The sequence below is a fragment of the Paenibacillus pasadenensis DSM 19293 genome, from assembly GCF_000422485.1.
In the GTDB taxonomy this organism is placed as follows: domain Bacteria; phylum Bacillota; class Bacilli; order Paenibacillales; family Paenibacillaceae; genus Paenibacillus_O; species Paenibacillus_O pasadenensis.
Genome location: NZ_AULW01000065.1, coordinates 22594 through 32801, shown reverse-complemented (window position 1 = coordinate 32801; position 10208 = coordinate 22594). Strand labels below are relative to the sequence as shown.

The following is a 10208-nucleotide window of genomic DNA, read 5'->3' as shown; positions in this document are numbered from 1 at the left end:
CAGCTGCCGAGGCGGGAAAGCGTGCGGGCGATCAGCGCGCTCTTGTCGTATTCGGCGTACTGGGCCGCATAGGTGCGCGCGGGATCGCCGGCGTAAAAGCGCTCGTACAACTCATGCCGCGCGCCGAGCGGGCTGCCGACGAGATCCCAGGCGAGCTTGAGCAGCCGCACGCGCTCGGGAGCGCCGCGGTCCGCTCCGCCGTAGGCGCTGTGCAGCAGCGGCGCCAGCGCGCCGCCCGCCAGCGTGTCCAGCTCGCGCGCCGTCGCCGGTGTCTGCAGCATGCCTGCGCCGGACAGCTGCTGCAGAATCTCGATGGCGCGCGGGTAGTAGCGGTTGCCGAGATTTTTGGCCGTCGTCAGCGGAGCGAGGCGAGGCTCCCGGACGCCCGACTCATGGCGCTCGGCTCCATCCTCCGCCGCCAATAGCAGCGCGCGCACCGACTCGGCCTGGCGCTGCAGCTCGGACAGCTTGGCCTGCACATGGCCGAAGCGCGCAATGCCGATGCTCTCGGCCAGCTCCTGCCCGACGGCGGCGGTGAATTCCAGCTTGGCCAGCAGCCGCGCGATGTTCTCATGGATGCTGAGCGAGGCGGCGAGCCGATCCGAGCGGATTTTCCAGATGGCGGCCGGATCGTCGTGGATGAACACCCTTTCCCAAGGAATGAGCGCATCGTCGAACACGAGCACGGCGTCCAGCTCGTCGTAGCGGCCGGACAGCGGATGGTCCTCCGTATCCTCGGCATGGAACGGCTCGCGGCAGACGAGGTGCAGGCCCGGATAGGACACCGGCACCGCGAACATGACGGCGTAGCGATGCTCCGCCTGCTGCTTGGGGCTGTGCGGCGACACCATGATCTCGTCCATGTACGGCGCGCCGGTGGCGATCATCTTGGAGCCGCGCACGATCAGGCCGTCCTCCGTCTCGCGCACGATGCGCAGCGCCGCATAGGCGTCTCCCAGCTCGGAGGTGAGCTTGGAGCGGTCGACCTGCGGATCGTGGCCGGCCGCCGTCAGCAGCAGGTCGTTGTCCCGCACATAGCGGAAATACGCGTCGAGCTTGTCCGGAAACTGCGGCTGCTCGGCCGCGATGAGGCTTCGCCGCTCGTGCCATGCCGCCAGCTGCGCGCGGTAAAAGCCGCCGATCCGGCTCATGACGCCGAACGTCGCCGCCGACCACAGGTAGAACGCCTCGCGGCGGCCGGCCAGCTCCTGCGGGCTGCGCGGATTCTGGAACGCGCGGTTCGCCCGCGCGCCCGTATCCTCGGTCCGGTACGTCAGCCTCGGCCCGAGCTCCGGATCGTCCTGCAGGTCCATGACGGCCGCGACCGAGCGCGCCGTGCCGCGCAGCGCCTCATGCTCGCGGATGTCGCCGGCGGGCTTGCCGCCGATCCAGACGTTGCGGCCGTCGTTCAGCCGCTCGAGATATCGGCTGCCGGCGCTCATCGCGACTCTCCTGCAGCGGCCGCGCTGACAAGAGCGGGAGCCTCGCCATGTCCGGCCTTGGCCGGAGCCGCTTCACTCGCCCCGATAGGCTCCGTACTGGCCGAAAGCTGCGCCTGTACGGGCTCGAGCTTGACCCGGTCCGGTTCAACCGCCCCCGCCCCTGCTTGCACCGCTACCCTCTCTTCCAGAGCAGCCTTCCCTCTTCCGCCCGCCTCCGCCTCATGCCCTCTCGCCGCCTCCCCGGCTCCGGACAGCGCCTCCTCGCGCAGCAGCCGGTCCGTCTGCTCGACCTCGTCCTGCAGGATCGCGGCGGCCTGCCTGCGCAGCGCCACGAACGCTTCCTCGCCCCGGATCGAGGCCGGACGCGGCCGCTCCAGCGGGATGTCGAGGATCGCCTTCACCCGGCCGGGACGGGCGGTCATGACCGCCACCCGATCCGACAGGTAGACCGCTTCGTCCAGGCTGTGCGTGATGAAAACGATCGTCTTGCGGCTCGCCTCCCAGATGCGGAGCAGCTCGGCCTGCATCGTTTCCCGCGTCTGCGCGTCCAGCGCTCCGAACGGCTCGTCCATGAGCAGCACGTCGGGATCGTAGGCGAGCGCCCGGGCGATCGCCACGCGCTGCTTCATGCCGCCGGACAGCTCATGCGGATAGCGGTCCTCGAACGCCTCCAGCCCGACGAGCCGGATGTAATGCCGAGCCTTCTCCCTCCGCTCCTTGGCGCGCACGCCGCGGATCTGCAGCCCCGTCTCCACGTTGTGCAGCACCGTCCGCCACGGAAACAGCGCGTAGCCCTGGAACACGACGCCGTTGCGGCGGCTCACTCCCGTCAGCGGCTGGCCGTCCACCGTGATCACGCCTTCCGTCGGCTTGGCCAGGCCCGCCAGCATGCCGAGGAACGTCGACTTGCCGCAGCCGCTCGGGCCGAGCACGCTCATGAACTCGCCCTCGCGGATCTGCAGGCCGAAGTCCTGGAGCACCTCCAGCGAAGCGCGGGCGGCTCCTCTCCCCGACGCGTAGGCCATGCGGATGCCCCGCGCCTCGATTTTGACCGTCATTCGTCCTCCCCCTTTCGTCGCTGCGCCGAGCCGACCGTCCGCCCCGCTTCCCAGCTTTGCCAAAAGCTCCGGTACAGCCCCCGCAGCCGCTCCGCCGGATAGCGGCTCCAGCTGGCAGCGGCCCGCTGCTCGTCGCTGCCCCAGGCGAGCAGCCCGAGCTGCAGCTCCCGCGCGCGCCGGCCGCTGCTCCAGCAGCGCGCCCGCTCCGCCAGCGCCGCTTCCCCGGATGCGGCCGCATCGGCGGAAGCCGCAGCGCCGGAACGGCCGGCGCTCCGCACCGGGACGGCGATTCGCCAGCCCGCCGCTTCCGGCAGCAGCGCCGCCGCCTCGCGAAGCGCCGCGCCGCTCTCGGCGAGCGCGGCGTAGAGCGGAACCTCCGCGGGCAGCCAGACGCCGCCCGGCGCGGCGGCCGCCTCCCGCTCCGCCGCCAGCAGCAGCGCCCGCTGCGTCTCCAGCCGCTGCACGAGCAGCCCGAGCCGGCTGCCGAGCTCCAGCTCCGGCGTCCGGCCGCCGCGCTCGGCCAGCGCGAACGCGAGCCCGACTAGCTCCTCGAGCCGCTCCAGCTCCCGCGCCGCGCGCTGGAAGTCCGCCAGCCCCGCGAACGGCGGCTCGCTCAGCAGCAGCCGCACCCGGTCCGCATCGCCTTGGACCAGCACCCGCTCCTGCGGCACGAGCACCCGCCGCAGCCGCAGCTCCAGCGCGGCGTCGCCTTCCTGCCATGGGCCGAGCTCGGCGCCGGGACTCGCGATCGGCACGAGCAGCAGCGCCGACGGCGGACCGTCCGGCTGCTCCGGCACGGCGAGCAGCAGCTCGGCTGCGAGCAGCGCCTCCGCAGGGACCGGCTGGACTCCCGTCAGCAGCAGGCCGTCCGCCGACGGCTGAAGCAGCGGCGCGCGGTCGCCGGATGCCGTTCTTTCGGGCTGCAGCGGAAATGGCGCGTACACCGGCAGGCGGCGCTCCTCCCGCAGCGCTCGCACGATCGCCCGGGCACGGCGGGAGAAGTCCCCGCCGATATCCAGCGCCTCGCCGAAGGCGTCCCAGGCCGACAGCAGCGCGAGCGCGTAATCCGCGAATCCGCCCTGCAGCAGGCTGCCGCCGTCCGCCGCCTCGCGCCAGCCGCCTCTCAGCGCCGCCAGCTCGCCGCGCGAGCGCGGCGCGGCGGGGAACCGCTCCCACGGGTCCTCGCCCTTGCGCAGCCAGTCGGCGAGCTTCCTTCTTTCCTGCCGCAATCCGTCAAGCTCCTTGGCCTGCCGCAGCGGCGGCTCGCCCTCCGCCTCTTCCAGCCGCAGCCCGGCTTGGCCGGCGTGCGGCCACGGTCCAGCGCTCATCGCTACCTCTCCTCGTCGGATAGAATGAAAAAAGGCCTTTGGTCCCGGCAGGACGAGCGGACGCTCGCGAGCCGGAACAAAAGGCCTCCCGTGATCGGGTGGACAATATTCCTAGTTATTTGCTTTGAATAATAAGGTATAGCACTTCTCCTCGCCTGTCAACCCGCTGCGGACGAAAAAGCTTCCGGCCTTCGATCCCGCTGCCGGATCAGGCCGAGCAGCATCCCAAGCATCGCCATCTCGCCGAGCAGCGGACTGCCCCAGCTGAGGAATGGCAACGAGAAGCCGACAACCGGCAGCAGCCCGAAGCTGAGCAGCAGGCTCCACATGGTCTGTACGCCGAACACCGCCGCCAGCGCGGCAGCCAAGGCGCGGGCTTGCGGATCCTGCACGCGCAGCGCCTGCACGAAGCAGCGGCCGATGAACAGCAGCAGCAGCGCGCCGAGCAGCAGGCCGAACGCCCAGCCGAGCGAATAGACGAGGAAGGGAAACAGAAATTCGCTGCCGATCGGGGCCTTGGGATCTGGTCCGTTCGGCAAGCCTTGGCCAAACCAGCCGGCGCTTTGCATCGCGTCGAGGGCCCTGCCATACAAAAAACGGCTTCTGTCCTCGGCGCTGCTCCAATTTGCTATCCGCTCCCAGGCGTAGAAGGAATCCCTTCGGATCAGGAAGAGAGCGAAAACGGGCAGCATCGCCACCCCGGACAGGGCAAGCCTCCAGCGCCGGTTCAATGCTACAAGGACAATCAGACCTGCACCGTACAAGGGCAACCTGGCCAACTGAGAGCTGCTTAGAAACAGAACGGCAGGAATCAGCCCCAGCAATGCCGCTTCCCCGATCGCTTGCAGCCAGAGGCTTTTCCGGTCGGCGGCAGCCGGTCGTGGACGAGCCACTATGCCGGCTGCCCCTGCAAACAGCAGGAGCATGGCAATCGGAGCCGAATCCAGAATTCCTGCGCCGATGGAAAGCTGCATTTGACCATTCACACGCACTCCGTGCACGATGGTTGCGGCCAAAAGCAACGCTCCCGTTCCGAAAAAGAGCCAGCACCAGCGACGCAGCAACGGCAACGGAACATAGTAACAAGCGGCCAGCGGCAAGAGTCCTAGCGCACCCAAGCCAAGCGAACTCTCCACCACGCTTGGCAACTCGTAAAGCTGCTGCAGCCCGTACACGTACGCGAGCCCCGCCAGCAGCATCAGCCCGGCCATGGCCGCCAGCCACAGATCCGGCTTCGGCCGATGCGCCAGATGCAGTCCGGCGCCCACCCGCTCCGCATCGCCCATGCGGCGCAGCGCCTCGCGAGCGGCTTCCTGCTCCTCCATGCCCTCCGCCCTCAGCTCCTCCGCCAGCTCCTCCAGATGGCCGAGCAGCTCCTCGCGAATCTCGGCATGCCGATCCTTCGCCCTTACCTTGGAGCAGACGGCGTCGAGGTACGCCCGCACCCGCGGGTCTTGCCCGATTCCCGTCATGTGCCGCCCTCCCCGAGCACCCGGTTGACCGTCCGGCTGAACAGCGCCCACTCCTGCTTGCGCTCGCCGAGCTGCCTGCGGCCGAGATCGGTGATCCGGTAATGCTTGCGCCGCCGCCCGCCCTCCTCGCTCCAGTACGACTCGACCCTCTTGTCCGCCTCGAGCGCGTGCAGGATCGGATACAGCGTCCCCTCCTGCAGCTGGAACAGCCCCTCCGAGCGGCGCTCCAGCTCCTTGGCCAGCTCGTAGCCGTACATTTCCTTGCGGTCGAGCAGCGACAGCACGAGGATGACCGTGCTCCCCTTCATCAGCTCCTTGCCGATTTTCATCTGCAATCCTCCAATATCTAGATTATCTAGGGATAGATATACTAGGGATAAGGATACAGGGAGGAAAGGGAAATTTCAACCTTTTATTTCCATTATCGACGCCGATCAAGTCAGGCTCCCGATCTGCTCCAAACCGTGCTGTCTCACGATTTTGTATGAACATGGTGCTAAGGGCGCAACGCACGGCGGTTCGCGCTCCCTTAACGGCAAAAATGCCGTTAGGACGCGCAACGCACGGCGAACCGCGCTCCCTAACGGCAAAAATGCCGTTAGGACGCGCAACGCACGGCGAACCGCGCTCCCTAACGGCAAAAATGCCGTTAGGACGCGCAACGCACGGCGGTTCGCGCTTCCTTAACGGCAAAAAGAGGCTTCCCCTCCGGTTAAAGTGTATCGGAACAAGGGGCATTCTGTCCAAGTTCGGACAGGAGCTAAAAAGCTGCCATCGCCCGCTCCTACCGGCCCCGCTCGCCCTTGCGGTAGCGGATCGGCGGAATTCCGACCGCCTTTTTGAAGGCGGTGCTGAAATAATGCTGCGTCTCGTAGCCGACCTGCTCGGCGATCTCGTGCATCGCCAGATCGGTCTCGATGAGCAGCCGCAGCGCCTGCTTGATCCGCGTCTGCGCGAGCAGGGCGACGAAGGACGTTCCCGTCTCCTGCTTGAAGATGCGGCTCAAGTAGGCGGCGGACACGTTCAGCTCCGAGGCGGTGCGCTCCAGCGACAGCTGCGGCTCCGGGTAGCCGGCCTCGATCCGCTCCTTGGTCTTGCGGACGAGCTCGGACAGGCTCGTCCCGCGGCTGACCGCTGCCTTGGCCTCGAGATAGAGCTCCGGCACGCGGGCGGCATCGCCGCCCGTCTCGCGGAAGCCGGCCTGCACCTCGATTCCCAGATAGCGGGCGATGCTCGCGGCGATCGAGTCGAGCTGCCCCGGCGCCGGCCGTCCCCAGACGAACAGCACGATGCAGCCCGAGCGGTCCCGGCAGCGCAGCAGGGCCAGGTCCTGCAGGCATTCGTCGACGATGTTCTCCATGGCGAACAGCAGCAGCTGGCGGTCCCTTTCCGAGTAGAACCACCTGCCCTTGGAATGGTCCGGCCAGCGCAGCGCGCCGACGGCGGACGGCGCTTCGACGGGCAGCCGCAGGAACGCCAGCTGCTCCTCGATCTCCCCCCGCTCCAGCTCGCCGCCGATCCACTCCAGGCCGAATCGCTCGCGCAGCAGATGCACGTTCTTCTCGATCTGCCGCGAAGCCATCTGCAGCCGCTCGTCCTGGTCGGTCGCGGCCTCCAGCTTGGCGGCGACCCGCCCCAGCATGTCGCCGAGCGCGTCCGGATTGACCGGCTTCAGGATATAGCCGTCCACGTTCAGGTTGATCGCTTCATGGGCGTAGCCGAACTCGTCATGTCCGGTGATGATGATGATCCGGCACTCCGGCAGCTCCTCCCGGAGGCGGGAGACGAGCTCCAGCCCGTCCATGATCGGCATGCGGATGTCGACGAGCAGGATGTGGACGCGATGGAGCAGCGCGAGCTCGAGCGCCTGCTCGCCGTCCTCCGCCTCGCAGGCGACGTCCAGCCCGAGCTCCGCCCACGGCACCGAGCTGCGGATTCCGTCGCGGATGATGGACTCATCGTCCGCGATCATTACTTTCCAGGCCATGGCGGCGCTCCTCCTCTCTCAGCGGCAGAATAGGATGCAGGATATACACGGTCGTGCCTTGCTGCGGGCGGCTCTCGACAGACAGCCCCCAGCCCTCGCCGAACGACAGCTGGAACCGCTCCTGCACGTTCCTCAGCCCGTAGCCGCCCGCAGCCTGTTCGAGCCGCCTCCGTCCCTCCGCGCGCAGGGCGTCCGCCGGCATGTCGCCGGCCAGCATCCGGCGCAGCTCCGCGCAGCGCTCCTCGCTCATGCCCGCCCCGTTGTCCTCGACGGCGAAGCGGATCGCGCCGCCCGCCTGCTCCGCCCGGATCGCGATCAGGCCCGGCCCGCGCCGCTCCTTGATGCCGTGGTAGATGGCGTTCTCGATTATCGGCTGCAGGAACACCTTCAGCACGGGCAGATGGCCGAGCGCCCGCTCGTCCACCTCGATCCGGTAATCGAGCTTCTCCTTGTAGCGCGTCTGCTGGATGTTCAGGTAGCTGCGGATATGCTCCAGCTCCTGGGCGAGCGGGATCATCTCGCGTCCCTTGCTGAGGCCGATGCGGAACAGCTTGGAGAGCGACTCCACGACCTCGGCCGCCTGCCGGGCGCCGTCCTTGCGGGCGAGCCACTGGATCGTGTCGAGCGTGTTGTACAGGAAATGCGGCTGGATATGGGCTTGCAGGCTCCTCAGCTCCGCCTCGCGCTTCTGCCGCTGCTCCTCCCCGACCTGGACGATCAGGAGGTTGATGCGGACGAGCATCTTGTTGAAGCTCTGGCCGAGCAGGCCGACCTCGTCCTGCCGCGCGCCGGCGATCCGGATCTGCATGTTGCCCTCCTCCACCTTGCGCATGAAGGACGACAGCTGGGAGATCGGCCGCGAGATCGAGTGCGACAAAAAGTACGAGGCGGCGATGCCGAGCAGGCAGACGAGAAAGACGAACGAGGCCAGGTACAGGTTGAGCTCCTGGTTCTCCTTGAGCGTCTCGGCGACCGGAAAGACGCCGACCGTCGTCCAGCCGGTGAACGGCGACTTCTGGTAGATGAACTGGAAGCGGCTGCCGCCGATCGCCTCCGAGAACGTGCCCGATGCGGACTCGAAGCGTCCGCCGTCCAGCCGGCCGGCGACCGACTCGCGCGGCGCATAGACCGTGTCGCCGCTGTCGTCGAGCACCATCAGATAGCCCGACTTGCCGAGCGTCACGCCGCGCAGCGTCTCGGCGACGACGCGCAGCTTGAGGTCGATCAGCACGACGCCCTCGGCCTGCTGCGATTCGGGCTGCAGGATCGCCCGCACGCCGGACACGATCTCGCTGTCCTTGTAATTGGCGTGGGTAATGACGTTCCGGTTGACGGGATGGCCGATCATCTGGAAGATCCCTTGCGACTCCACCGCCTGCCGGTACCAGTCCTCCTCCGTCAGCAGCCGATCGTTGCGGGCGTACATGTCGTTGCTCAAGTACTCGCCGCGAGCGTTGACGACCATGATGCCTGCGACCTCGCTGTACAGCGTCGTGAAGCCCTCGAGGAACTTGCTCGCGCGGTACTCCGTCTCCTCGTCCTGGAGAGCGGCCGAGCCGCCCTCCAGGAACGACTGGATCTCCGGATTCATCGCGATGAAGTAGGTGATGCTCTGCACGTTGGCCGCGTAATGGTCGAGCGACTTGTTCACGTTGCCGATCAGCTGCTCCGTATGGCTGTTGACCTGGCGCTCGATCGCGCCGTTCGTGGCGAGCGCGACGAGGATGCCGATCCCGAGCGCAGGCAGCGTGCTGACGATGAGAAAATGAACGATCAGCTTGTTGCGGATCGGCCAGTTGTTGAGCCGCAGCCAGTGAAGCGGCATGTCCGCGTCCCTCCTCCTTGTCGCCGCAGAAGCCTACTTGGCGTAATAAAGGTCGACATTGTCCCGGGTGACGACCGTGATTCCCGTGTCGACGTAGGCGGGCAGCGGCGATACGCCCGCCGACTGCCAGTCCGGCAGCGGATCGATCCGCTCCTGGCGGGCATGGAACAGCTGCATGAGCGACCAGTATCCCATGTTCCATGTGCCCTGCGCCAGCGTCGCGGCGATCGTGCCGCTCTTCACCATGTCGAGCGTCGCCTTGTTCGTGTCGAAGCTGATGATCCGCACCTCGCCGAGCTTGCCCTGCTTGAGCACCGCGTTGCCCGCGCCGACGCCGCCGTTCGCTTCGGTGACGAAGATGCCGACGAGATCGGGATCGCGCTTCATCATCGCCGCCGCCGCCCGCTCCGACTCGAGCTGGTCGCCCTTGCCGTCGGCGACGCTCGCCGGCACGAGGCCGGGGAACTCCTTGCGCAGCGTCTCCTCGAAGCCTCGCGTGCGCTCCTGATGGTTGAGCTGGTTCGGATGGGTGATGATGCCGACCTTGCCTGTCGCCCCTACCCGCTCGGCCATCTGGCGCGCAGCCGTGACGCCGGCCTCGTAGTTGTCCGTCCCGAGGAACGAATAGGCCTTGCTGCTCGGCGCGTCGGAATCGAACATGACGACCGGGATTCCGGCGTCGACGGCCTTGTCGATCGCGGCCCGCAACGCGTCGGAGTTGATTGCGCTGATCGCGATGCCCGCCGGCTTGCGCGCGATCGCCTGCTCCAGCACCTTCACTTCCTCGTGCACGTCGTATTGGGTCGAGCCGCGGTATTCGACGGAGACGCCGAGCGCTTCCGCCGCGTCCTCGAAGCCCTTGAGCGCGTTTTTCCAATAATCGATGCCGGTGAGGAAGTTGACCATCACGTACGTCTCCCCGCGCTCCCCGTGCAGGCCGGTGACGCCGCCGAGGGCGTCGGAATCGTCCTTGCTGAACGCCGCGTACAGAAATACCGCGAACGCTGCGATCAGGACGAGATAGACAAGCACCAGCTTTTTCATCAGGCATTCCCTCCGATCCGGCAAGCTGCCGCCACTCATTATAGCATCGGCT

General features: G+C 67.4%; 8 protein-coding genes. All 8 read right to left on the bottom strand.

Annotated features, from left to right (window positions below; all coding sequences use genetic code 11):
• Nucleotides 1-1442 (bottom strand): 4-hydroxyphenylacetate 3-hydroxylase family protein (locus tag H582_RS0109685; RefSeq protein ID WP_028598394.1); only part of this gene is annotated, 1442 nt, incomplete at its 3' end.
• A complete protein-coding gene (locus H582_RS26820) occupies nucleotides 1439-2500 on the bottom strand; it encodes an ABC transporter ATP-binding protein (RefSeq protein WP_084136983.1) in 1062 nt (353 codons plus the stop codon). The genes H582_RS26820 and H582_RS0109685, both read right to left, overlap by 4 nt.
• Complete coding sequence (locus H582_RS0109675; protein ID WP_028598393.1) at nucleotides 2497-3828, bottom strand: 4-hydroxyphenylacetate 3-hydroxylase C-terminal domain-containing protein; 1332 nt, start codon at nucleotides 3826-3828, stop codon at nucleotides 2497-2499. The genes H582_RS26820 and H582_RS0109675 overlap by 4 nt, the downstream gene beginning before the upstream one ends.
• A gap of 158 nt (nucleotides 3829-3986) precedes the next feature.
• Nucleotides 3987-5300 carry an FtsW/RodA/SpoVE family cell cycle protein gene (locus H582_RS0109670; RefSeq protein WP_028598392.1) on the bottom strand — a complete coding sequence of 438 codons (1314 nt, stop codon included), beginning with the start codon at nucleotides 5298-5300 and terminating at the stop codon, nucleotides 3987-3989.
• Entirely contained in the window at nucleotides 5297-5629 is a 333-nt protein-coding gene (locus tag H582_RS0109665; protein WP_028598391.1) for a PadR family transcriptional regulator, read from the bottom strand. Before H582_RS0109665 ends, H582_RS0109670 begins: the two co-directional genes overlap by 4 nt.
• Nucleotides 5630-6084: 455 nt before the next feature.
• The gene (locus H582_RS0109660) at nucleotides 6085-7287 is read right to left on the bottom strand and encodes a response regulator (RefSeq protein ID WP_028598395.1); all 1203 of its coding nucleotides are present in this window, start codon (nucleotides 7285-7287) and stop codon (nucleotides 6085-6087) included.
• Nucleotides 7256-9112 carry a cache domain-containing sensor histidine kinase gene (locus H582_RS26815; protein ID WP_043111159.1) on the bottom strand — a complete coding sequence of 619 codons (1857 nt, stop codon included), beginning with the start codon at nucleotides 9110-9112 and terminating at the stop codon, nucleotides 7256-7258. Before H582_RS26815 ends, H582_RS0109660 begins: the two co-directional genes overlap by 32 nt.
• Before the next feature lie 33 nt (nucleotides 9113-9145).
• A complete protein-coding gene (locus H582_RS0109650; RefSeq protein ID WP_028598390.1) occupies nucleotides 9146-10156 on the bottom strand; it encodes a substrate-binding domain-containing protein in 1011 nt (336 codons plus the stop codon).
• Nucleotides 10157-10208 lie beyond the last annotated feature (52 nt).

What these genes read in the sequence shown, in the direction of transcription:
- H582_RS26820 (WP_084136983.1), bottom strand. Translation starts at nt 2,500, where the DNA reads ATGACGGTCAAAATCGAGGCGCGGGGCATCCGCATGGCCTACGCGTCG.
- H582_RS0109675 (WP_028598393.1), bottom strand. Translation starts at nt 3,828, where the DNA reads ATGAGCGCTGGACCGTGGCCGCACGCCGGCCAAGCCGGGCTGCGGCTG.
- H582_RS0109670 (WP_028598392.1), bottom strand. Translation starts at nt 5,300, where the DNA reads ATGACGGGAATCGGGCAAGACCCGCGGGTGCGGGCGTACCTCGACGCC.
- H582_RS0109665 (WP_028598391.1), bottom strand. Translation starts at nt 5,629, where the DNA reads ATGAAAATCGGCAAGGAGCTGATGAAGGGGAGCACGGTCATCCTCGTG.
- H582_RS0109660 (WP_028598395.1), bottom strand. Translation starts at nt 7,287, where the DNA reads ATGGCCTGGAAAGTAATGATCGCGGACGATGAGTCCATCATCCGCGAC.
- H582_RS26815 (WP_043111159.1), bottom strand. Translation starts at nt 9,112, where the DNA reads ATGCCGCTTCACTGGCTGCGGCTCAACAACTGGCCGATCCGCAACAAG.
- H582_RS0109650 (WP_028598390.1), bottom strand. Translation starts at nt 10,156, where the DNA reads ATGAAAAAGCTGGTGCTTGTCTATCTCGTCCTGATCGCAGCGTTCGCG.